This is a genomic window from Neoactinobaculum massilliense (genome assembly GCF_900604955.1).
GTDB classification, from domain to species: domain Bacteria; phylum Actinomycetota; class Actinomycetes; order Actinomycetales; family Actinomycetaceae; genus Neoactinobaculum; species Neoactinobaculum massilliense.
Map to the genome: position 1 here is coordinate 1,249,826 of NZ_UWPE01000001.1, position 21,938 is coordinate 1,271,763.

19 protein-coding genes are annotated in these 21,938 nt (G+C 61.0%); 6 read left to right on the forward strand and 13 right to left on the reverse strand.

Annotated elements, in window-relative coordinates; translation table 11 throughout:
- The first annotated feature begins 187 nt into the window (after positions 1 to 187).
- On the forward strand, positions 188 to 1,549 hold the full coding sequence (locus tag EIH27_RS05400) for an amino acid permease (protein ID WP_124039886.1): 1,362 nt from the start codon (positions 188 to 190) through the stop codon (positions 1,547 to 1,549).
- 4 nt (positions 1,550 to 1,553) lie between these two features.
- On the opposite strand, the gene EIH27_RS05405 is transcribed toward EIH27_RS05400, so the two are convergent.
- The 5 genes from EIH27_RS05405 to EIH27_RS05425 form a co-directional block, all read right to left on the reverse strand.
- A complete protein-coding gene (locus EIH27_RS05405; RefSeq protein WP_124039887.1) occupies positions 1,554 to 1,847 on the reverse strand; it encodes a hypothetical protein in 294 nt (97 codons plus the stop codon).
- A 294-nt stretch (positions 1,848 to 2,141) separates the two neighbouring features.
- Positions 2,142 to 3,023 carry an SDR family oxidoreductase gene (locus tag EIH27_RS05410; protein WP_124039888.1) on the reverse strand — a complete coding sequence of 294 codons (882 nt, stop codon included), beginning with the start codon at positions 3,021 to 3,023 and terminating at the stop codon, positions 2,142 to 2,144.
- A gap of 108 nt (positions 3,024 to 3,131) precedes the next feature.
- The gene (locus EIH27_RS05415) at positions 3,132 to 3,824 is read right to left on the reverse strand and encodes an MmyB family transcriptional regulator (RefSeq protein WP_124039889.1); all 693 of its coding nucleotides are present in this window, start codon (positions 3,822 to 3,824) and stop codon (positions 3,132 to 3,134) included.
- 193 nt (positions 3,825 to 4,017) lie between these two features.
- Positions 4,018 to 4,872, reverse strand: coding sequence for an HAD family hydrolase (locus EIH27_RS05420; protein ID WP_124039890.1), 855 nt, complete (start codon positions 4,870 to 4,872; stop codon positions 4,018 to 4,020).
- Positions 4,873 to 4,993: 121 nt separating this feature from the next.
- Positions 4,994 to 5,428 carry an OsmC family peroxiredoxin gene (locus EIH27_RS05425; RefSeq protein WP_124039891.1) on the reverse strand — a complete coding sequence of 145 codons (435 nt, stop codon included), beginning with the start codon at positions 5,426 to 5,428 and terminating at the stop codon, positions 4,994 to 4,996.
- 151 nt (positions 5,429 to 5,579) lie between these two features.
- Here EIH27_RS05425 and EIH27_RS05430 point away from each other — a divergent pair, with 151 nt between their 5' ends.
- The 5 genes from EIH27_RS05430 to EIH27_RS05450 all read left to right on the forward strand — a co-directional run bounded on the left by EIH27_RS05430 (position 5,580) and on the right by EIH27_RS05450 (position 11,449).
- Positions 5,580 to 6,764 (forward strand): pyridoxal phosphate-dependent aminotransferase, encoded by a 1,185-nt coding sequence (locus EIH27_RS05430; RefSeq protein ID WP_124039892.1) that lies wholly within the window; start codon positions 5,580 to 5,582, stop codon positions 6,762 to 6,764.
- A gap of 159 nt (positions 6,765 to 6,923) precedes the next feature.
- Positions 6,924 to 7,865, forward strand: a complete 942-nt coding sequence (locus EIH27_RS05435) for a carbohydrate ABC transporter permease (protein WP_241152979.1) — start codon at positions 6,924 to 6,926, stop codon at positions 7,863 to 7,865.
- On the forward strand, positions 7,862 to 8,725 hold the full coding sequence (locus EIH27_RS05440) for a carbohydrate ABC transporter permease (protein ID WP_206424887.1): 864 nt from the start codon (positions 7,862 to 7,864) through the stop codon (positions 8,723 to 8,725). The genes EIH27_RS05435 and EIH27_RS05440 overlap by 4 nt, the downstream gene beginning before the upstream one ends.
- A 136-nt stretch (positions 8,726 to 8,861) precedes the next feature.
- Positions 8,862 to 10,166, forward strand: coding sequence for an ABC transporter substrate-binding protein (locus EIH27_RS05445; RefSeq protein ID WP_124039893.1), 1,305 nt, complete (start codon positions 8,862 to 8,864; stop codon positions 10,164 to 10,166).
- 176 nt (positions 10,167 to 10,342) lie between these two features.
- Positions 10,343 to 11,449, forward strand: a complete 1,107-nt coding sequence (locus EIH27_RS05450; RefSeq protein ID WP_124039894.1) for an ABC transporter ATP-binding protein — start codon at positions 10,343 to 10,345, stop codon at positions 11,447 to 11,449.
- A 116-nt stretch (positions 11,450 to 11,565) separates the two neighbouring features.
- On the opposite strand, the gene rbsK is transcribed toward EIH27_RS05450, so the two are convergent.
- The 8 genes from rbsK to EIH27_RS05490 form a co-directional block, all read right to left on the reverse strand.
- Entirely contained in the window at positions 11,566 to 12,480 is a 915-nt protein-coding gene (rbsK, locus tag EIH27_RS05455; protein ID WP_124039895.1) for a ribokinase, read from the reverse strand.
- Complete coding sequence (locus EIH27_RS05460; protein ID WP_124039896.1) at positions 12,480 to 13,499, reverse strand: aldose 1-epimerase family protein; 1,020 nt, start codon at positions 13,497 to 13,499, stop codon at positions 12,480 to 12,482. The genes rbsK and EIH27_RS05460 overlap by 1 nt, the downstream gene beginning before the upstream one ends.
- Positions 13,500 to 13,743: 244 nt before the next feature.
- Positions 13,744 to 15,108 (reverse strand): L-fucose:H+ symporter permease, encoded by a 1,365-nt coding sequence (gene fucP / locus EIH27_RS05465; protein ID WP_124039897.1) that lies wholly within the window; start codon positions 15,106 to 15,108, stop codon positions 13,744 to 13,746.
- Complete coding sequence (deoC, locus tag EIH27_RS05470; protein ID WP_206424888.1) at positions 15,108 to 15,752, reverse strand: deoxyribose-phosphate aldolase; 645 nt, start codon at positions 15,750 to 15,752, stop codon at positions 15,108 to 15,110. The genes fucP and deoC overlap by 1 nt, the downstream gene beginning before the upstream one ends.
- Positions 15,753 to 15,995: 243 nt before the next feature.
- Complete coding sequence (locus EIH27_RS05475) at positions 15,996 to 16,982, reverse strand: sugar-binding transcriptional regulator (RefSeq protein ID WP_241153006.1); 987 nt, start codon at positions 16,980 to 16,982, stop codon at positions 15,996 to 15,998.
- Between the two features lie 332 nt (positions 16,983 to 17,314).
- Positions 17,315 to 18,763: an amino acid permease gene (locus tag EIH27_RS05480; protein ID WP_241152980.1), complete on the reverse strand. Its 1,449-nt coding sequence runs from the start codon at positions 18,761 to 18,763 to the stop codon at positions 17,315 to 17,317.
- A 94-nt stretch (positions 18,764 to 18,857) separates the two neighbouring features.
- Positions 18,858 to 19,811 carry an alpha/beta fold hydrolase gene (locus EIH27_RS05485; protein ID WP_124039899.1) on the reverse strand — a complete coding sequence of 318 codons (954 nt, stop codon included), beginning with the start codon at positions 19,809 to 19,811 and terminating at the stop codon, positions 18,858 to 18,860.
- 430 nt (positions 19,812 to 20,241) lie between these two features.
- Positions 20,242 to 21,867: an ATP-binding protein gene (locus EIH27_RS05490; protein ID WP_124039900.1), complete on the reverse strand. Its 1,626-nt coding sequence runs from the start codon at positions 21,865 to 21,867 to the stop codon at positions 20,242 to 20,244.
- Between the last annotated feature and the right edge of the window lie 71 nt (positions 21,868 to 21,938).

Genomic DNA, 21,938 nt, shown 5'->3' on the forward strand with positions numbered 1-21,938 from the left:
GCCGGCCGTCGCGCACATGGTGGCACCGGCATGACGTCCACCTGCACCGTGCACCACCTACCGGTGCCCGGTACGCGATGGCATTGGGGCCGCTAACCCAGCGGACCCAACGAGGAGTCCCCCGGCCTAGCCGGTACGAGGTTAGTAGCCCGCCCTCGATCCTCGCCCTCAGAGAGAAAGCATTGTCATGTCATCCAGTCCCACCAATGACGCCGGCCTGAAGCGCGGGCTCGCCAACCGTCATATCCAGCTCATCGCGCTCGGCGGCGCCATCGGCACCGGCCTGTTTTATGGCTCGGCGGATTCCATTCAGCTGGCGGGACCAGCCATCCTGCTTGTGTACCTGTGCGGTGGCGGCATTATCTACCTGGTCATGCGCGCGCTCGGCGAAATGAGCGTATATAACCCCGTGGCCGGCGCCTTCGCCGAATATGCCTACCGCTACTGGTCACCACGCGCCGGATTCGTGTCCGGATGGAACTACTGGTTTAATTACATCTTCGTGGCCATGGCCGAATTATCGGTGGTGGGGATCTATATCAATTATTGGTTCCCCTCGGTCCCCACCTGGCTAACGGCCGCCTTCTGCCTGGTATTTATCACCGCCATCAACCTCATGAGCGTGCGCGCTTTTGGAGAATTCGAATTCTGGTTTGCACTCATTAAAGTGGTGGCCATTATCGGCATGATCGTGCTGGGCCTGGCCGTCCTGGTCACGGGCCTCCAGGCGCCGCACCCGCAGACCACCGCCGGTTTCCTCACCGCGTTCTTCCCGAACGGGTGGAGCGGCACGGTCACCTCTTTTGTGGTGGTGATGTTCAGCTTCGGCGGTATCGAACTCATCGGCATCACGGCCGGGGAGGCACAGGATCCGCACCGCTCCATTCCGCGCGCAATCCACCTGGTCATCCAACGTATTCTGATCTTCTACGTGCTTTCACTCGCCATCATTATGGCCGTCATTCCCTGGCAGTCCATTGACGGCAATATGAGCCCATTCGTACAGATTTTCGACGGCGTGGGCATCACGTTCGCGGCCCATATTCTCAACTTCGTGGTACTCACGGCGGCACTGTCCGTGTATAACTCGGGTTTGTATTCAAATGGCCGCATGCTTTACGCGCTGGCCGAGCAGGGTAATGCGCCCCGTTTCTTCAGCCGTACGAGCGCTCGAGGGGTCCCCTACCGCGGGGTCATGGTCAGTTCCGCGATCACGGTCATCGCCGTGGTCGTGGTGTTCCTATTCCCCGATTTTGCGTTTAACTACCTCATGTCTATTGCGCTGGTGGCGGGCATTATTAACTGGACGATGGTGATTATCACCCAGTTGAAGTTCCGCCAGCATCTCTCCGCAAAGGAGGCCGATGCGCTGGCGTTCCCCATGCCGGGCGGAAAGTTCTCCAGCGCGCTGGTACTTATCATGCTTGCCGCCTGCGTGGTGCTCATGGCGGTGCTGCCGCAGTATCGGGTGGCCGTCATAGTTGGACCGCTGTGGCTACTGGTGCTGCTGGGCGTCTATCAGCTCAAGGAAAAACTGGGGCGGAAGTAACCGTCTACTTCCGGTATCCCAGCATGTAAGCGATAATCCAGGCGGCCGCCAGCACGCCGAGCATGAGGCCGATCGCCCACCCCACCTGCATGCCAAGTACCAGGAGCACCAGGAAGTACACGAGGGAGCCGACGCTGAAAAGGCTCTGCTGCCAGTATGGCGTGGGTGCGGGATCGGTGCGCTTGGCGCGCGCGGTCCGCGCCGTCGGCCCGCCACGCCGCATGAGCACCTCCACCAGCACAGCCGCGTACACGATTGACAGCGCCACGATGATGATGGTGGCAATTCCGTTGCTCATGCTTTCAGTCTAACGACGCCGCCCCGGCGCGGTTCGCATCCGCGGCGTCGCTGAGTTGACGGAAAACTGTTCAAGTGACGGAAACGTTCGGTTTCAACCCTGATTCCGAACCCGAACCGGACGTTTTCCATCAACTCATCAACAACCATCATTTGTGCCCCGATACCGGCCACCCACACGGCCGGTGGCGATGATAGGGGTATCCGGCCGGTTCCCGGTATTTGCCGATGTACCGCGCACCAGGTGATCTGGTGCGCGGTCAAGCCGGCGTCGCCTTCCCGGCCGCCCGTGGCCCTACGGGAGAAGCTTACCGCCGGTTACGCTCAGGGTTTCGCCCGAGATGTAGGAGGCATCCTCAGAGGCCAGGAACACGTAGGGCCCGGCCAGTTCTGCCGGCTGACCGGAGCGGCCCAGCGGCGCTGACTGCCCGAAGGTGGGGAGCTGATCGAGAGGCTTGCCGTGCGAGTTCTGCATGGGTGTCCACACGGGCCCCGGCGCCACGGAATTGACGCGGATCCCCTCGGGGCCGAGCAGCTGCGCCAGTCCCTTGGCCAGGTTGTTCACGGCGGCCTTGGTCATCGCGTAGTCGATGATGTCCGGCGAGGGCTGATAGGCCTGAATGGAGGTGGTGATGATGATCGAAGAACCAGGCTTGAGATGCGGAATGGCCGCGCGCACGGTGTAGAAGGTGCCGTACACGTTGAGTTTCATGGTCTGGTCAAAATCCTCATCCGAAATATCCACGATGGATGGATGAGTAATCTGGCGGCCGGCGTTTGCTACCACCAGATCCAGTCCGCCCAGCTCCTTCGCTGCGCGGTCTACGCTCGCGGCCATGAAGTGTGGATCCTTCTGTTCGCCGGGGAGGAGCACAATTTTGCGACCGGCAGCCGTCACCTGCGCCGCTACCCGGTCCGCATCCTCCTGCTCCTCCGGCTGGTAGGTGATGGCTACGTCCGCGCCCTCGCGCGCGAAGGCCACGGCCACGGCGGAACCGATACCGGAATCACCACCGGTAACGATCGCACGCCGGCCCTCCAGCCGCCCGTGCCCCCGGTAGGTGTCAAACCCGTGTTCTGCGCGGGGGTTGAGCCCGGATTCCAGCCCGGGCTCCTCTTGATTAACGGCCTCGGGAGAAATCCGAGGATACTTTGTGCGCGGATCGATGAGCGCCATAACTATCCTTCCGTTCGTCCTCATTCGAGGGTAACGGAGCCGGGCCGCCGCAGGGCCGCGTATCCGCGCCGGACATAGCACCGCGTACCCACCGCTCACCGGCAGGTCCTAGCAGTTGCAGGAGCCCCCGCACCCACACGCCCCATCGGCGTCGTGCCCGGCGCCTTCACCGCCGCAGCCGCAGGCGGCCTCCCCCTGCCCGGCACCTTCACCGCCGCACCCGCAGGAGCCACCGCACCCGCAGCCGCCCTGCTGGCCGTTTTCGACGATAGCCTGCCAGTTCGCTACGAAGCCCAGCCGGGAATCCTGGTCCGCATCGGTACCGTGCCACATCATGAGCATGGCATCCATGGACTCGTCCAGCATGACCTCACGGAGCACGGACACCTCGCCGATCAGCGGATGCTGGTAGGCGGACGTACCGCCCGCAGATGTCCCCGCCGCGGCAGCGAAATAACGTTCGAACTCATCCGTGGACCGGAGGCCGTCTACTACCGCGGTGAGGTCGGCGTCGTCGGGATGAACCTGAAGCGCGGAGATAAGCAGGGCGGCAATGTCCGTTGCCACCGCATCCCAATCACCGAAGAATCCGCGCGCCCGCTCGTCAGCGAACACGTACTGCGCGAGCGACGGCTCCGCGGGCGCTGATTCGTCGAATAGGTCGAAGAGAAGTCCGCGCCCATACACGTTGGACAGCGCGATGCGGCCGTATCGGTCCAGCACAATCGCTGGCCCGGTGACGTTGGAAATGGCAGTTGTCAGCGCCTCGGAGAGTGCCGGCGCCTCGTCCTCAATAGTCATGCCGCCAATGTACCGGCCCGGGGTTGCAGCGGCGCCACCATTTACGTTACATAAATATCATGTAATCCCGGCGACGCCGCCCATACGCGTCCGTTCACAGACCGGCACGTTCGCGGACCGCAGGCACGGGCATCTCAGCAGCCATCCGGGCAGGTTTGCGGCAAGCTTGCCGACTGCAGGCACGGGCATCTCCCTAACGCCCCGCCAGATCCAGCAGCCCGTTGACGGTGCGGACTACGCCGGCCTCGGAGTTCATGGGGGCTATGTAGCGCGCGGCCGCCAGCACATCGGGATGCGCGTTGGCCATCGCAAACGATAAATCGGCGCGAGAAAACATCGAGATGTCATTGTGAAAATCACCGAAAGCCACCGTTTGCGCGGGCGTAATGCCAAAATGCTCCTGCACGACGGCGATCGCGCGCCCCTTGGAGGCATCACGGGGATTAATGTCCACCCAGTGCTGGCCGGACTGGGTGACATCCGCGAGGCCGCGCAGTTCCTCCAGCGCCGGCAGAATATGGGTGGCCGGGTCCGCAAAATCATAGGCCGCTATCTTGAATGCGCCACCCGGCAGCGCCAGCAGGTCATCCACCACACGATTCGCGTGATAGTAGGCCAGGCTCTCCTTCACGAATTCCGGATTGTTTAGTTCCGCATAGGCGGCGTCCTCGCCGCAATAGATAATGCCCACCGGAGCCGCGCGGGTATTGAGCGTGCGCAGAATGCTCACGGCCCGGTACGCCACCCGCGCGGGGAGGAACGTGGTGGCAATGCTGGTGCCATCAATCCCCACGTTGGCCCCATTTTCCGCGATGATAGGCATGGACGCGCCCCAGGGGCCAAACATGTCTTCCAGCGTTTGGAGCTGCCTGCCCGAGCCCGGCACGAAACGGACGCCCGCCGCGGCCATGCGCTCCATGAGCGCCGCGAAACCGGCCGGAAGCGTCTTGTCCGGCAGTAGCAGCGTGCCATCCAGATCCGCCACCACCAGCTGAATATCCGCCGCCCGCTGGGCAAGAGAATTGAGATCCGTGGGATTCGGCCGCATTGCTCCTCCTTCCGCCCAATTATAAAGGCCACCCGCCGCAAAGCAGGTGGCCCATAGGCGGTCCACACCGGCCCCGAAACGCCTCGGAACTCTAGCGCCAACAGCCAGACAGCTAGCCCCTCTAGGCGAGCGCTGCGTCCAGCGTAATCTCCACGCCGGCCAGGGCGCGCGATACCGGGCAGCCCTTGATTGTGTCAGCAGCAATCTTCTGGAATGCCGCGTCATCGAGCCCCGGAACGGTCACGCGCGCCGTGAGCTCGGACTTGGTGATGGTGGGGACGCCCTCCACGTTCACGAAGTGAACAGTAGCGGTGGTCTCCACGGCGGTGGAGGGGGTGCCGTTATCAGCCAGCGCACCCGCCAGCGCCATGGAGAAGCATGATGCGTGAGCCGCCGCGATGAGTTCCTCCGGGCTGGTATTGCCGGCGGGCTCGCCCGTGCGGGAGGCCCAGGTCACCTGCTGGTTGTTGAGAGAACCGGACGGGGAATCCAGGATGGTGCCGCTGCCCGCGCCAAGATCGCCCTTCCAAACAACGGATACATCGCGCTCTGCCATGATTTCTCCTCTCGCTTTTCCTGCGCCGAGTGGCGCCGAACACTCTCACGCTAATGCTCGCGCGGCCCACAGTCATGAGCACGGCGCTCAGGGCGAACGCAACCGCGGACTGAACCATTACAGCCGGTGCCGGGGCCGGTACGGTGGAACCATGCGTTTTTCCGCTCGGATCCCCAACGCCACTCTGAATGCGCCCGCCCGTACCGCCCGGAAGGCTGCCGCCAGCGGGCACCCACCGTTTAACCTGGCCGATTCCAACCCCACTCGTCACGGTCTAGGCACGCCGATACTCAATAATCCGTGGGCCTCGGATCCACGCGGACCACTTGCCTCCCGGCGGCTGCTGGCGGATTTTCTCGCCACCTCCGGGCACCGCGCAGTGGACCCGGACAATCTTTACCTTCTCTCCTCCACCTCGCAGGGGTACGCCTGGCTATTTAAATTGCTCTGCGATCCGGGCAGCGCCGTACTCTCCCCCACGCCTGGCTATCCGCTGGTGTCCACTCTGGCCGGCCTAGAGAACGTTGAGGAAATCCCCTATCCGTTGCACTTTGACGGCACCTGGTATGTGGACGTGGCTGAGGTGGAGCGCATCCTGCGAGCCACCAACCGGGTGCGGGCGCTGGTGCTTATCAGCCCGAATAATCCCACCGGCTCCTATCTGCACGCGGAGGACATTGCGGCGCTCACCCGCCTCTGCACCCGTTTCAACATACCAATCATTGCGGACGAGGTATTTTTCGATTTTCGCTTCGCTTCTGGCAATGGTTACACCCACGCAAGCGGGCCAGTCGGTCAGCGCCTCGCCGGCCGGCCGGAGGTGCTCACCTTTGCCCTCGACGGTCTCTCCAAGAAGCTTGCGGCGCCGCAGGCAAAGGTGGGATGGATCGAGGTTTCCGGACCGGACGCGGACGTACGTGAAGCCAAAGCGCGCCTCGACGTCGTCGCCGACGCCTACCTTCCCGTCAGCTCACTCACCGTGGAACGTCTTCCCGAGTTGCTGGCCGGCGTACCCGAGCGGCTCGAAGCCGTGGGCGCCCGTACCGCGCGTAATCTCACCGCACTCGAGCGGGCCGTGAGTGCAGACGCCTCCGGCCTGACCACCGTACTCATTCCCGAAGCCGGGTGGAACGCGCTCATTCGTTTTCCCGCCACCGTGGACGAGGACGCACTGGTCACCACGCTCATCCGCGAGCGCGGCTACACCGTGCAGCCCGGTTACTTCTTTGATATGGCCTCACCGGGGTACGTGTCCGTGTCGCTGCTGCTAGAGCCCACGGTGTTCGACGCCGGTGTGGCCGCGATTCTGGAGACCGTTGCGAGGCTTGCAGGGTAGCGTGAGGCGATTGGGCGCTTTCGCAAGTCGCCTTACCGGGACTAAAACCACTGTTTTTACCCTGTCACACGTGGGATACGCCACTGGTTACCGTTTTGTAACCATTCCTTAAGCATCCCGACACATCGCGTTTTCCTTGGCTCCGTACTTTCGATCCACGTGGAAATCAAAGACAGTGCGAAGCCCGCGCGGCGAAAGCTGTCCACCTACTTCAAACGATCGGACCGGCCGGATCGATCCGAAGCGTGGCTGGCAGCAGTATTCCTTATACCTAACATCATCCTGCTTATCGTTTTTACCTACCGGCCTCTGATCGATAATCTTCGCCTCTCCTTCACGGACTGGAATATTTCGGCCACCTCCTATACCTGGGTGGGACTGAAAAACTACGCGGAGTGGTTTACCTCCCCGGGCACGGCCACGGTAGTGATGAACACGCTCATCTTTACGGTGGCAACGGTGGTGGGTTCCCTACTACTGGGACTCGGCCTGGCGCTGGTACTGGACCGCAGGCTCCATGGTCGCTCGTTTGTACGCGCCGTGGTGTTTATGCCCTACGTCATTTCCGGTGCGGCCATCGGCGTGGCCTTCCAGTTTGTATTCGACCCGAGCTTCGGTCTCATCTCCGATCTCATGGCGCGCATCGGTAAGGTGGCCCCCGATTTCTATCAGGTGCCCGAATGGGCGCTGTTCATGGTGACCGTCACCTACATTTGGAAGAACCTGGGCTACACGTTCGTCATCTATTTGGCGGCGCTGCAGGGCCGGCGTACAGACCTGGACGAGGCAGCCGAAATTGATGGCGCCTCCCGCTGGCGTCATCTCACCCGGGTGCTTCTTCCCCAACTGCGCCCCACCACGTTCTTCCTTTCCATCACGGTGCTGCTCAATTCCATGCAGGTGTTCGACATCATCAACGTGATGACCAAGGGCGGGCCGGAGGGCAACGGCACGAGCACCATGGTCTACCAGGTGTACCAGGAAACCTTCATGAACCAGCGCGCGGGGTATGGCGCCGCGGTGGCCACCATCATGTTCATCATTCTTCTCATCATCACGCTGGTGCAGGTGCGCTACATGCAGAAGGGAGAGCAGAAGTGAGCAAAAAACACACCGCGCTCGAAGCCCCCTCCATCCGGGATTCCCGGGGGATGACTATTTTCGGGTACGTAGCCATGGCCGTTGCGCTCATCGTCATCCTCTTCCCTATGTTCTGGATTCTGGTGGCCTCCTTCAAAACACAACCGGACATCTACCAGGTGCCGGCCACCTACTGGCCAAATCCGTTCACGATGGACAACTACAAAGAAGTGGGCACCAAGATCCCCTTCCTCACCTACTTCCGCAATTCGGTCATCATCACGGCCATTCTCTCCACCGTGAAAATTGTGATCGGCGTGCTGAGTGCCTACGCACTCTCCCTCCTTCGCTTCCCCGGCCGAAACTTTGTATTTATTTTCGTCATCGCCTCGCTCATGGTGCCCCAGCAGGTGACCCTTATTTCCAATTACGCGCTTATTGCCCAATTGAATATGCGCAACACGTTCGCGGGCATCATTCTGCCGCTGGCCGGCACGGCCTTTGGCACATTCCTCATGCGCAACCACTTCCTCTCCCTCCCCCAGGAGGTCATCGAGGCGGCGCGTATGGACGCGGCCGGGCCACTCAAGCTACTCAACCGCGTGGTGCTCCCCATGTCCTGGCCCACGCTCTCAGCCTTCGCTCTCATCACCATCGTCAATGACTGGAACGAATATCTCTGGCCGTTCATGATGTCCGACGACGAGCGGACGGCTCCCCTCCAGATCGGCCTCACCTTCCTGAAGAATTCGGACGGCCTCACCGATTGGGGACCGGTCATGGCCGGCACGGTGCTTACGGTTCTCCCCGTTGTCATCGTGTTCGCCCTGCTGCAGAAGAACATGATCAAGGGCCTCACCTCGGGTGCCGTCAAGGGATAGGTTCCACCGACGCCGGACACCCCGCAACCACCGGGACCGGCAGGTTTCAAAAACAACAGAAAACGGGCACGCAACGTACAGACTTCGGGAGCCGGCGGCCCCCGAGAAACACCGCAATTTTCGCGAAAGGTAGAAAATGAAGAAGCTCAAGTTCGTCTCGCTGCTTGCCGCGGCGAGCATGGCCCTCACCGCTTGCGCCGGTATGGGTGGCGGCTCCAACTCCGGCGCCAGTGCTTCGGACGATGGCGGCAAAGTCACCATCGACTTCTGGACCAATCACCCGGGTGGGTCAAAGGACATTGAGAATCAGATCATCAAGGACTTCGAGGCTCAGAACCCGAACATTGAGGTGAAGCTGACGGACGCCGGCTCCAACTACGAGGAAGTACAGCAGAAGCTGAACGCGGCCCTCGCCGGCGGCCAGGTGCCGGACCTCGCCGTCGTTTCGGATGTCACCTGGTTCAATTTCGCTCTCAATAAGCAGCTCGCTCCACTTGATGAGCTGCTGGACAAGAACGACGGCAACAAGGCCGATTACGTGCAGAGCCTCTACGACGAGTACGGGTACGACGGCTCCCACTACGCGGTCCCCTACGGCCGTTCCACCCAGCTGTTCTATTACAACAAGGACATGTTCAAGGCCGCCGGCCTGCCCGACCGCGCCCCCTACACGTGGGACGAGTGGAACAACGATTTCGCTCCGAAGCTGAAGGCCTCCGTGGACAGCAAGGTGACCCCGATGTCCGTGCCGAGCGGCGCCAACTACCTGGACTGGTACTTCCAGTCCATCCTCTGGTCCATGGGCGGCTCCTACTCCAAGGACTGGACGATGAACATGACCGCACCAGAGACCATCAAGGCCGGCCAGTACCTCCAGGATCAGTTCAAGAACGGCTACATGAAGTCCACCGCTGACGCCGCCTCCACCTTCTCCGCCGGCCTGGCCGCCACCATGCTCGAATCCACCGGCTCTCTTGGCACGGTGAAGGATGCGGCGAAGTTCAACGTGGGCACCGGCTTCCTGCCCGGTACGGGCGAGGGCGAGCCCAAGGTTGCCACCGGCGGGTGCGGCGTGGCCGTACTTGAGAAGTCTGAGCACAAGGATGCGGCCGCCAAGTTTGCCGCTTTCCTCACCAATGCTGAGAACACCGTGACCTTCACCCAGGCCACCGGCTATATGCCGGTGCGCACCTCCGCCCTGGATCTCCCAGCCGAGAAGTCCTTCATCCAGAAGAACCCGAACTTCGAGACCGCCGTCAAGCAGCTGCCGCTTACCACCAAGCAGGATAACGGCCGCGTGTTCGTGCCCGGTGGCGGGCAGACCATCGGCGCCGCGCTGGACAAGATCACCACCGGCGGCGAGGACGTCACCTCCGTGTTCACCGATCTGAACTCCACGATGCAGGACACGATCGACTCCCAGATCAAGCCGAAGCTGTAAAACTCCGGGCCGTGGCCGGCCCGTTCGCGGCGGGCCGGCCCACCATCACCAACGCGCTTAGCGCGGGCGGGGCGCTCACGTCAATCAACAGCGTGAGCGCCCCGCGAAACAAATCTTCCCGTTCGGCGTGAGCACTGCACCCACCAGGAACGGGCCCAAGTAGAATCCGGAGAAACATGGCAAGCGTCACTCTCGATGAAGCAACCCGACTGTTCTCGGGCTCCGAGGTCCCCGCAGTCAACAAACTCTCAATGGACATACAGGACGGCGAATGCGTGGTCATCGTTGGTCCGTCCGGCTGCGGGAAGTCCACCACCCTCCGCATGGTGGCCGGCCTTGAACCCACCACCGACGGCCGTATTTTAATTGGCGGCAAGGACATGACACACGTGCGCCCAAGAAACCGCGGCGTGGCCATGGTGTTTCAGTCCTACGCCCTCTACCCGAACATGACCGTAGCCGGCAATATGGCCTTCGCACTGGAAAACCTCAAGGTGCCCAAATCAGAGATCAGGGAACGTGTTACCTGGGCCGCGAAGCTCCTTCAGCTTGATGACCTGCTGGACCGCAAGCCCGCGCAAATGTCGGGCGGTCAGCGTCAGCGCGTGGCCATGGGCCGGGCGATCGTGCGCAAGCCTGAAGTGTTCTGCATGGATGAGCCCCTCTCCAACCTGGACGCCAAGCTGCGCGTCACCATGCGCGGGGAAATTGCTCACCTGCAGCGCCAGCTGCACACCACCACGGTGTACGTGACTCACGATCAAACGGAAGCCATGACGATGGGGGATCGCGTGGCCGTCATGAAGGCCGGCGTACTCCAGCAGATTGATACGCCAGTGCGTCTATACCGGCACCCGGTTAATACCTTCGTCGCCTCCTTTATTGGCTCCCCGCAGATCAACCTGTTTACCGCGGACATCGATTCGGACGGCATCGCCTACCTTGGCAACTACCCGGTCCGTATCCCCGCGGCGATCGCCCAGCAGGTGGCCGGCCGCGTAATTATCGGCGTGCGCCCGGAGAGCTGGGAACCCGCCACCGAGAACGAACCACACGTAGCCCTCACCACGGGGATGCTGGAGATACTGGGTGCCCAATCCTTCCTCTACGGCCCGCTCGTAGAGGGCCAGCACAGTACCGGGCATCTCAGCGCAAATCCGGAGCGTGTCACCGTACTACTCAATCGGGCCAGCCAGCCACGCCTCGGTAGCGTGGTACGCGTAAAGCCCATGCTTAAAGAGCTCTACTTCTTTGACCCGGAGTCCCAGCAGGCCATCGGATAGCGGATAGGCCGCCATAGCCCCACCGCCATGGTTCATCCCGCTGCGCGGAAACGTGCAGCGGGACGGAGCCACGCAGCGTCGCGGCGTACTACTACCGGCAACGACGTCGTCGTCTTTTACTCACCGAGGTAGTTCAGGAACGCATCCTTCGTGGCATAGGACGTCTGCGTACCCAAAGCGGTAACCGAGAGCCCTGCATAGGCATTCGCGTACTTCATGGCGGCCCGTACATCCCCGGTTTGTACCAGGTAGTGAGCAAAGCAGCCGATGAAGGCGTCCCCGGCACCCGTGGTATCGCGGGCCTCCACTTTCGTGGCATCAATGCGGACGGGTTCATGCCCCGGCGCCAGCCACAAGACACCGCGCTCACCCATCGTGACAATGACATTTTTCATGCCGGCATCCAGCAGTGCTCCCGCGGCATTCTCGATGTCGGCCAGCGTGTCCACCGGCATTCCCGTGAGCATCGAGAGCTCACTCTCATTGGGCACAAAGTAGTCCACGCTCTTCACCTTCTCCAGCACCAGCTCGGGTTCGGCGGGTGCTGGATTAAGCAGCACGGGGATGCCGTGGTCCCGGCCAAAGTCGATCGCCGCATACACGGTTTCCAGAGAGATCTCGAGCTGAAGAATAATCAGCTGGCACTTCTCAATATCGGCCGCCGCGTTCTCAATATCCGCCGGACTCAGCTTCGCGTTGGCACCCTTCACCACAATGATCGAATTGTGCGATTCCTTGTCCACGAAAATCGGCGCTACCCCGGAGGTGGCCTCGGTGCGGGACACATACCGCGTATCCACTCCGTTCTCCGCGAGGTTCTCGATAGTCCGGTCCGCGAACATGTCATTGCCAACCCGCGAGACCATGAGCACCCGAGAGCCCAGACGCGCGGCCGCAACGGCCTGGTTGGCACCCTTTCCGCCACAGCCCATGCGGAAATCAGGGGCTTCTACCGTTTCGCCCTCATTCGGCATGCGCGTGATGTAGGAGATCAGGTCCACCATATTGGATCCGATAACAGCGATATCCATTACTTATCCTCGATTCCGGTGTCGACGTGGAAGGTACGGGTTTCGCCCGGCTTGAGATAGATCAGTGTCCCCGCTTTCTTTGCCGCGAGGAAACCCTCCGGCCGTGAGGTGCCGGGCAGCACGAATGCGGCCACCTGCTGATCCGGGTTAAAGAGGATCCACCGGGTGGCAACCGGGAACTCTACGGTGGAGAAGTGCGTCATGAACGTGACTCCATCCGGCCGGACTAACCGGCACTCCGCGGCCTCACCATACTGCGGCAAATCATCGGCCATGTAGACGATTTCCGGGTCAAAACTGGTGGCGGAGGCCAAAGAATTCTTATCCACCTTGCCATCCAGAATGTCCTGGTTGAGCTTGGTCCACGCCGGCGTGGGGTGTACATGGGCCGGGATGGTGCGTCGAAGCCCAAACGCCTCATCCGGGAATGATTGCGACATAACCCCGCCCGGCACAAACGCATAGTTCATGTGGCACATATACTGCAGCGGCATGGGCTGATATTCAGACAGATTGGTGACGGACATACCGATGGTGAAGCGTCCTGCGCCGCGCGTGAGCGTCACGGACGGGCGAGCCACATAATGGTCACCGAAGCCCTTCACGTACTCGTACTCGGACACCACTCGGAGCGTATCGCCATCCACCTCAATCCACGCACGATCCATGCGGGAGGTGGGAAACTCGCCGTGCATCTGATGCGTATCCTCCGGCGCCGGAGTCCCGGCCGCAAGCAAGCCGGAGTGGAAGGCGAAACACCCGTATGTTTCCGTGATCTCCTTGGCGGGATGCGGCTGGGTGAACATGTTCTTCATCCGCAGTGACACGCCGTCGAATTCTGCGTTCCAAATAATCTGCCCCATAAACGGCAGGACCTCAACGAACCCGCGTGCATTCATCAGTTTGAGCGACTCGATACCGGTGTGGTATCGCGATGCCTCCACGCGGAGTTCGCCATCGTCGAGCAGTAGCGCGCCTTCCTTGCCGAACTGAGCCGGCGTCACATAAACCTTAAACATTTCCATCACTCTTTCTTTAGATTTGCTTTGCCCCGGGGCGTGGCTATAGGAGCAGCTGGGGCCGCGAGGGTTGGGGACCCGGAGTACCGGGGCCGCAGGTGTGGGCCGTGGTGCTGCTGGGACGGTGTTCACGGCGGGCGGCCGCCAAGCCGGGGCCGCCACCAAGCCACCAAGCCACCAAGCCACCAAGCCACCAAGCCACCAAGCCACCAAGCCGGACCTACCACCCGGCCGGACGACGTCGTTACCTCTGCGCCCTTGCCACACGATTCCGGAAGAAGAAATACACGAACACAATCGCGAAGCACACGCCATCAACCAGGAAGCTGGTTTGCATAGAGCCCGTGGTATCGGATACCCACCCCTGAATCGCCGGGATAACGGCACCGCCCACAATCGACATGACGATCACGGCACCGGCGGTCTCTGTATGCCGCTTGTCCGTCACGGCGTCCAGCGTGCTCGCATAGATCGTTGCCCAGCACGGCCCAAATAGTCCGCTGGCCAGCACGCACCCGTATACGGCCGTTAGCGACGGTACGGTCACCACGTAAATGATTGTCAGCACGCCGAACGCGGTGAAGCCCATGAGCACATGGTTTTCGGAGAACCTCGTCATGAGTACGTTTGCGATTACTTTGCCCAGGAAGAAGGCAATGTATGCCCAAATCATGTAGTCCGACGCCGATCGCTCGTTGAGGTTCGGGTCCAGGGTGAGTGCCAACCGGATAGTGAATGACCACAGCGCGGTTTGCATACCGACGTAGAAGAACTCGGTGACAATGCCCTGACGGAAGCGAGCATTATGTGCGAGGTAGCGGACGGTCTCCCCGAGCTTCGCCCTCACCTCCGTTGTGCCGCGATACGGCTTCCCATGGGGCATCTGGGTGAGCGCCACGAGTAGTAGGAGCACCGCGAGGATAATAATAATGACCCGGTACGGGCCCAGCGTCCGCTGCAATAGTTCCTCGGCGAGCGCCTGCTTTTCCGCTCCCGATACGGCGCCCAATTGATCCTTGAGGGGATCCCCGCCCGTAAAGATGAGGAATTTGCCGAGCAGTACGCCGAATATAGAGCCGAGCGGATAGAAGGTTTGCGAAATATTAAGGCGTAGGGTGGCAAGCCGCTTGGGGCCCAGCATCGTCGAATACGTATTACACGATGTTTCAAGGAAGGACAGCCCAATGGCAACGGCAAACAGAGCGGCCAGGAACACCGAGTAGGTGGCCATCCGGGAGGCCGGGAAGAACATTGTGCATCCCACAATGTAGAACGTCAGCCCGATGAGAATGCCGGACTTGTAGCTCCACCGGCCGATAATCCGTGATGCCGGAATCGCGAGGAAGAAGTAGCCCCCGTAGAATGCGGACTGCACAAATGCCGAGGCCAGGTCGGAGAGTTCAAAAATCGATTTGAACTGGGTAATGAGAATATCGTTGAGGGACGCCGCCGCTCCCCACATGGGGAAGCAAATGGATACCAGAAGATACTGGATCAGCGGCGTTTTCGAGAGGTAGCCGTCAGAGAGCTGCCGCGACGAATTCTTGATGAACCCAAAGGCGGTGTTCTTTAGTCCGGGTTCAGACTGGGTGATCGGTGCCGTGCTCATTAGGATTCCTCAACCAGTGCCCGGGTGGATGAGGCGCCAATACGGTTTGCGCCCGCTTCGATGAGGGACTCGACCTGAGCGCGAGTATGGATCCCGCCGGCCGCCTTCACGCCAAACGAAGGGCCCACCGTTTTTCGCATTAGTCGGACCGCCGCGACGGTTGCGCCGCCCGTTGAAAAACCCGTGGAGGTCTTGACGAACTGGGCGCCTGCGGCCACCACTGCCCGACAGGCACGAACAATCTCCTCCTCGGAGAGCAGCACCGTTTCGAGAATTACTTTGACCAGCGCCCCCGATGCCGCCTCAACCACGCCTCGAATATCGGATTCGACGGCCTCCCAATTGCCATCCTTAACGAAACCAATGTTGATAACCATATCGATCTCATCAGCACCCGCTTCCACTGCCGCACGCGTTTCAAACGCTTTAGCCTTCGGCATCATGGCGCCCAGTGGGAACCCCACCACCGTACACACTTTGATACCGGTTCCCGCGAGGAGGGTGGCCGCCTGAGCAACGCGGCACCCATTGACGCAGACGGACCAGGTGCCCAGTTCCTGCGCCTCGCGGCACAGCTGTTTAATCTCGTCTGCGGATGCTTCGGGCTTCAAGAGCGTGTGATCAATCATCTTTGCGATACTCACCTGTAACTCCTTTGTTCGAAGGTGACGGAGTCAATGTATTCCGTACATCACTTCGCCGCCCGCAGCATTCCTCGACAAATGTTCACTCGATATGCCGCGCTTTTCCGCATCGCAGCGCCATTTTCATCAAATTAATTGAAAATGGCCGGAAACTCCGTAGCGGAGCGGAACATTTGTAAACGGTTAGCTCCGCCGCAACCGCGGCCTCGAGGAGTCGCCCGCGTGCTCAAGCATCAGCGGGGGTTAGTTCCACCGCGACCGGAGCCTCGCCGCAAGGTATTCGAGGGTGCCAAAATCCGTTACCAGGCGATTCGCGTAGCCGTGCGCCAATGTTGCGTAGATGGCCGCGCGTTTTTCGGACCCAGCCGCCACCAGAAGACGCTGCTCCATGTGCCGCAGTTCCGGAAGGGAGATACCCAGTGTCCGATTATTGAGGTCCGGCAGGCATACCCGCCCGCGCGCATCGATAAACCGCGCCCCAATATCACCAACGGCGCGCTGCACCAACTCCTCGAACTCTGCCGCGGACAATCCTGCTCCTAGCAAGCCACCGTCCCCGATGCCGCCCACAGTGAATACGGCCAGCCGGCACTGTGCTGCCGCCGCCAGAGCCCGATGCACGCGGGGCTCCTGCTCCACCGCATTTTTCTGCGCAGCGGTGCCGTAGAAGGTCGGGCACCCGAGTTCAAATGCATTGCCACCCAGACGCGCAGCCAGCATACGCACGGTGAGTTGGGCAGCATGGGCGGGGCTCAGCCCAGGGGCAAGTTCCACCACTCTTACCGAATGAGCCACGTCCGCATCCAGGCGGTGGGCAAGCGCGGAGACGGTTCGAGAGCCCATCAGGCCAATGGTGTCACCGTCTCGAATCACGGCGGCAATCGCCTCGGCTCCCGCCGCCGCCAGGCTTTCACGAAGTATCTGCGGGGAGCTACCCACCGTGCTCACCACCCGTAGATCCAGGAGATGAAAAGCGGACCGCACAAGCTTCATAGCGGATTCATCCGTCTCCCGTGGATCATGAATAACCACCTGAACGAACCCGCGCCGTTTGGCGAAAGCGAGCAACTTGGACACCGTCGGCCTGGAAAGATGAAGTTCGCGCGCCACCTGCTCCTGAGTGCGGCCACAGTAATAGAGCTTCGCGACGTCGAGGGCCTGCTCATCACGCTCGGTGAGGGTGGCTTCCGCGCGGCGCGTGCCGCGTTCAAGCCGCGTGGGTTTCGACATACTCACTGCCTCTCCCCACGCCGGCTACCAACTGAAACAGATACACGCTCAACCTCACCCCGATGAGTCCCTCAAACCACGCAACAGCGCGGAACGTACCCGGTACCAGAGCCCAGAGCACCGGGGCACCACCGGTACCACCACGGCCAGGGAGGCGCCGGCATGGCGAATAGAAGCGAACACGTCTCTTAGACCCGCCGCCCGCCCGGTGTGCCGGATCCGCATCTTCACGGCCCAATCAAGCACCCTCGAGCTCTAGGAGCCTATCATCGCCGGTATTTGCTTTCCCCGGACCCTTGCGCGGAGGAGTGACATACGGCCGCCGATGCCGGTTACTTGTGCACGTATTCTCCACGTCCGGCCCGCTCCTCCGCACGTCCAGCCCGCTCCTCCGTCAGCAAATCGCGCGGCGGTGGCAGCTGCCGTACGCGCCGCAGCACGCAGTAGGCCAATGAAAGCGTCAGAATATACGGGATACCCGCATACCACACGATCGGCATGAGCCAGAGCTGGGCGATGAAAATTGCTACCACGGCCACCAGGCACACGATCTCGGTGACGGGGCTCCAGAGGAGCCGATGCGCAGCGGGTGGAAGACCGGCCGCGGCGCGCTTCCGGCGAAATGCCAGGTGCGTGAGCATGATGATTGTCCAGGTGACCAGAATGCCGAGCGTAGCCATCCCATACAGCCACATAAAGGCCTGCCCCGGGCTCACCAGGGAGAGCACGGCCGCCACCACCATGCCCACCATCGCCAGCAGCACGGCACCGCGCGGGGACCCATTGGCGGCCGTTCGGCCGGCGAAACGTGGCGCCTCCCGGTCCACGGCCAGGGCGTGAATCATGCGGCTCGAGGAGTAGAGGCAGCCGTTTGCCGCGGAGAGAGCCGCCACAATGAGCACCGCGTTCATCACGTGGGAGGCACCGCGCACGCCCGAAAGCGCCAGCGCGGCCACAAAGGGTGATTCCTCCACCGTTCCGTTCGACGCCGCCGTGGTAGTCCACGGCTGCAGCATGAGTACCACCAGCACCGCCCCCACGTAGAAGATGAGCAGGCGCCAAATCATTGCCGACGCCGCACGCGGTACGTCCCTGCCCGGGTGCTCGGACTCGGCCGCGCCCACGGACACGTTTTCAATCCCGCCGAAGGCGAATACCGCCATACACGCGGCCGCAAGCACGCCCACGCCACCGCGCGGGAAAAAGCCACCATGCTCGGTCAGGTTGGTTATTCCGATGGCTTCCACACCGGGCACCGCGCCGAACACCACCGCGATGCCGAGCACGATGAAGGCCAGGATGGCCACCACTTTGATCATGGAGAACCAGTACTCGGAGGAGCCGTAGAGGTGCACCGAGAAGATGTTGAGCGCGCCGATCACCACTGAGCACAGCACCGTGCCCAGCCAGATCGGGAGCGAGGGGAACCAGAAACGCAGGTAGGTGGCCGTGGCCGTCACCTCCGCACCCACCGCCGTCACCATGGTGAGGGCAAAGTTCCAGCGCGCCACGAAACCGCCAAAACGTCCGAGGTAAGCGGCCGCCACGGTCCCGTGCCCGCCCGGCACCGGGTGAACCGTCACCATTTCTGCCAGCGCCCACACCACCGCGAGCGCCAGCGTGCCCGCCAGCATATAGGAGATGACCGTTGCGGGACCCGCATAGGCGATGACCGAACCCGAGCCCAAAAAGAGTCCGGTACCAAGTGCGCCGGACAGTCCAATCATTGCGACCTGACCGGAAGTCAGGCCGTGCTTCAGCCTCGTGTTCGTTGTTGCCATAGCACTAAGCGTACGGTGGGCACGCACCGAGAATCGATGCGTGCCCACATAGCGGCTACTATGACGTCCACTTCACGCAACTAAATGCGTGCCGCTACGCTTCGACGTCGGGAAGATGTCCCTCAAGGAACGTGACCAGTTCGTGCTCGACATCCCCACGGGACTCCGGCTCGTTGTGCACCTCATGACGCAGCCCCGGGTACAGCTTCGTGCGCACATCCCGCATGCCGTGCTTCCACATGAGGTTAGCCAGGTGATACGTACCCTCGCCGAAGTTGCCGGCCGGATCCTGATCGCCACCCACGATGAGCACCGGCAGGTCCACGGGCAGCTTCTCGGCGTAATCGTCGCTGGCAACGAACTGGTAGAGCTTGCAGAAGTCCAGTTCGAACCGACCGCTCACCGTGGCGCCGGGATTATTCATTGGATCGCCCGCATGGTCGAGCACCACGGGCAGGTAGGAGGCAATCCACGAATTCGGATGCACGCCCTCGCCGTAGCGGTAATTCCAACTGGCGAATGCGCGGAACAGCGGTGCATCCAAACCGATGGCCTTCTCCCCGTTGTCGGCGTTCACCGTCGCCTCAACCTCGCTGATCATATCCGCGGAAATGCCCGGTGTTTGCTCCACAACGCCGCACAGCATGAGGCCGGCCAGCTCGCTCGCATATTTCGCCGCGTAGGCACGGGCAATCATCGACCCCCAGGAATGGCCAAATACGAAGAACGGCAGATCCGCGTGGTCCTTACGCACAATATCGGTGAGCGAGCGCTCATCGTAAATATAGGTTTCCCAGCCAGTCTCGCCCGTGTCCATGCTTGTGTGGTTCATCTGGGCCGTCTTGCCATGTCCCACGTGATCATCCGCCGCCACGATGAAGCCGGCGCCCGTTAGCGCCTGAATCATGTGAAGGTAGCGCCGTGAATGCTCACCGAATCCGTGCATCACCTGAACGATGCCCACCGGTTCATCCACCGGGTAGTAAATCCACCCGTACACCGTGTCCCGCTTGTTAAACGAAGGGAACGTTACTTCTTGCAGTGCCATAGTTGTACTCCTTGGTGCAGCTGCCGGCACGCCCATGTGCCGACATACGCGTTCGAGTGACGCCCGCCACTCTCCTGCACTGTGACAACCCTAACACCGAAGGTAAAAGCTCACACCGTTCTACACCCCGTCCTTCGCTGCACGTTCGTGCAAGGTGCGGCCCGCTGGTACCGGGTGCGGCCGATACACCTTGGTACGACGCCTAAGCCCGCGTAGGTAGTCAGGTCCCGTAGGTTCGCGGTGGACGGATCCGAGAGCCTGCGCGCCCGATCTGCGCGGCAACCATGCCTACCGGCTAAATCCACAATCAAATAGACACATTAATAGACAATTCTTGTCTATTTATTAGCGATTTATTGTCTATTTGCCATTACTTCATCGATCAGCGGTTGTGGCGCGCAGGCCCGCACTTCGTTGCCTCGCGGAAACGCTACTCGCCGTCGCATTGAGATCCAGAACTGGACCGCGATGCCAAACGATAGGTGGTACGAGGATAACCACGCCCACCAAACATCTCCACATACCCAGCCTGACGAAGTGTATTGAGGGCGTACCTTGCCTGCGCAATCGACAGTCCAGTATATTGCGACACTTCATCAAGGGTCGACTCGCCGTGTTGAAGCAGAGCCACGCCTACCTCAGCGCCATGGCTCGTGATGCCTCTGAATCGCGCTTGGATTCTCTCCGGTACGGAAACGTCACGGCTACCCGAAGAATTCATGTCAGCGTTGCTCGGTTCAGGGACCGCCACCATTTCTGGAGGCGCCACAGAGGTTTGTTTCGGCGATCCAACATCATCGGTGGGTCTAAATAGGATGGCCCTAAACTCCACACCCGTGTCTACGAGAAGTGGGCGCTGCAACCCCGCTTCGCGGCACGATTCAAAAACCTCCTGGATTCCGCCACCCTCTCCTTCAATGATCGAGTCATGCGAACTTGTCTGGAGAAGCTGGGCGATGGCGTAGAGGCGCTGATTGACGGCCGCCTGAGCGTGATCCCGCGGGCTCTCAATCTGCTCACGAGTGACACCACGCAGGCCGCCCGGATTCTGGATGACCAGGCGATCCGGAAGCAACCTGACGTGAACGAACTTTCCGTTCCCCAAGGTCTCAGGGCTGAGATCACGGTGTACTAGAGCATTCGCAAGGAGTTCACGCACTGCGTTCATGGGGATCTCGGGCTCCACAACCATGTCACCGCTCGCGCGATATCTGCGCACCGTGGACAGGTTTTCACGCACCCAATCAAGGAGGTCAGCAAAGACGGTAGGAAGCGGACCTTCAAATACCTCCAGATTCTTGATTGTGCGTCCCTCCTCCCCTCGCGGCAGGTTGACGGCAGCATCCACGCGAAGTGCCGGAATGAACCCCTGCGGATAGATTCCCATGGCATAGAGCCCAGCAACGGTCGGAACGCCATCCGCGTCGATCACGCCAGTAAGGCGAAGGAGGTCCTCCATGTCGATCGCACTCGCGCGGGCAGAATGCCTTCGCATTCGGTTGGAGCGGAATGCAGTCACATACTCATCAACAATTGAGTCATTTAGGTCCTTGCGTGCGGTACCGGACACCGGCTGCGCATCGAATAGCTTTTGTTCATCAAGGCCCAGCTTCGCCGCCTCGATCATTCGCAATTCGTACGGAGCCATCTTGTAGTCTCCGTCAGCCTGCCTGAGATACGCTTCGCCGCGATAGCAAGCCGGTTTCTCACTCATCGGCAGCCCGCGCACGGTTCCGACCACAACTTGCTTGGAGTCAATCTCTAGAGTCTGCGTCTCCACATAGGGAGGAGGGTCAATTGCATCTCGCGCCTGAGCCGCGAATGCAGCCTCGCATTTCGCTGCGTTGTAAACACCCACAACCGAGAAGTCCGTGCGCTCGTCAACACCGAAAATGACAGTTCCACCGCCCGGCATATTCGCGAACGCACAGATTGTCTGGGCAGCATTCTCGGGATATCCGCCAGCGGCCGCCTTGACCTCAATGTCGGTGGTATCACCACGATGCCGCCGAAGCGCGGTCACTGTGTCACGCAGCCATGGTTCGTCAATCCCCATGGTAAAAGAATAGATAAATTGACAATTCTTGTCTATTTATTAGCGATTTATTGTCCATTTACATTGAGCTG

What these genes read in the sequence shown, in the direction of transcription:
- EIH27_RS05400 (WP_124039886.1), top strand. Translation starts at nt 188, where the DNA reads ATGTCATCCAGTCCCACCAATGACGCCGGCCTGAAGCGCGGGCTCGCC.
- EIH27_RS05405 (WP_124039887.1), bottom strand. Translation starts at nt 1,847, where the DNA reads ATGAGCAACGGAATTGCCACCATCATCATCGTGGCGCTGTCAATCGTG.
- EIH27_RS05410 (WP_124039888.1), bottom strand. Translation starts at nt 3,023, where the DNA reads ATGGCGCTCATCGATCCGCGCACAAAGTATCCTCGGATTTCTCCCGAG.
- EIH27_RS05415 (WP_124039889.1), bottom strand. Translation starts at nt 3,824, where the DNA reads ATGACTATTGAGGACGAGGCGCCGGCACTCTCCGAGGCGCTGACAACT.
- EIH27_RS05420 (WP_124039890.1), bottom strand. Translation starts at nt 4,872, where the DNA reads ATGCGGCCGAATCCCACGGATCTCAATTCTCTTGCCCAGCGGGCGGCG.
- EIH27_RS05425 (WP_124039891.1), bottom strand. Translation starts at nt 5,428, where the DNA reads ATGGCAGAGCGCGATGTATCCGTTGTTTGGAAGGGCGATCTTGGCGCG.
- EIH27_RS05430 (WP_124039892.1), top strand. Translation starts at nt 5,580, where the DNA reads ATGCGTTTTTCCGCTCGGATCCCCAACGCCACTCTGAATGCGCCCGCC.
- EIH27_RS05445 (WP_124039893.1), top strand. Translation starts at nt 8,862, where the DNA reads ATGAAGAAGCTCAAGTTCGTCTCGCTGCTTGCCGCGGCGAGCATGGCC.
- EIH27_RS05450 (WP_124039894.1), top strand. Translation starts at nt 10,343, where the DNA reads ATGGCAAGCGTCACTCTCGATGAAGCAACCCGACTGTTCTCGGGCTCC.
- rbsK (WP_124039895.1), bottom strand. Translation starts at nt 12,480, where the DNA reads ATGGATATCGCTGTTATCGGATCCAATATGGTGGACCTGATCTCCTAC.
- EIH27_RS05460 (WP_124039896.1), bottom strand. Translation starts at nt 13,499, where the DNA reads ATGTTTAAGGTTTATGTGACGCCGGCTCAGTTCGGCAAGGAAGGCGCG.
- fucP (WP_124039897.1), bottom strand. Translation starts at nt 15,108, where the DNA reads ATGAGCACGGCACCGATCACCCAGTCTGAACCCGGACTAAAGAACACC.
- EIH27_RS05475 (WP_241153006.1), bottom strand. Translation starts at nt 16,982, where the DNA reads ATGTCGAAACCCACGCGGCTTGAACGCGGCACGCGCCGCGCGGAAGCC.
- EIH27_RS05480 (WP_241152980.1), bottom strand. Translation starts at nt 18,763, where the DNA reads ATGGCAACAACGAACACGAGGCTGAAGCACGGCCTGACTTCCGGTCAG.
- EIH27_RS05485 (WP_124039899.1), bottom strand. Translation starts at nt 19,811, where the DNA reads ATGGCACTGCAAGAAGTAACGTTCCCTTCGTTTAACAAGCGGGACACG.
- EIH27_RS05490 (WP_124039900.1), bottom strand. Translation starts at nt 21,867, where the DNA reads ATGGGGATTGACGAACCATGGCTGCGTGACACAGTGACCGCGCTTCGG.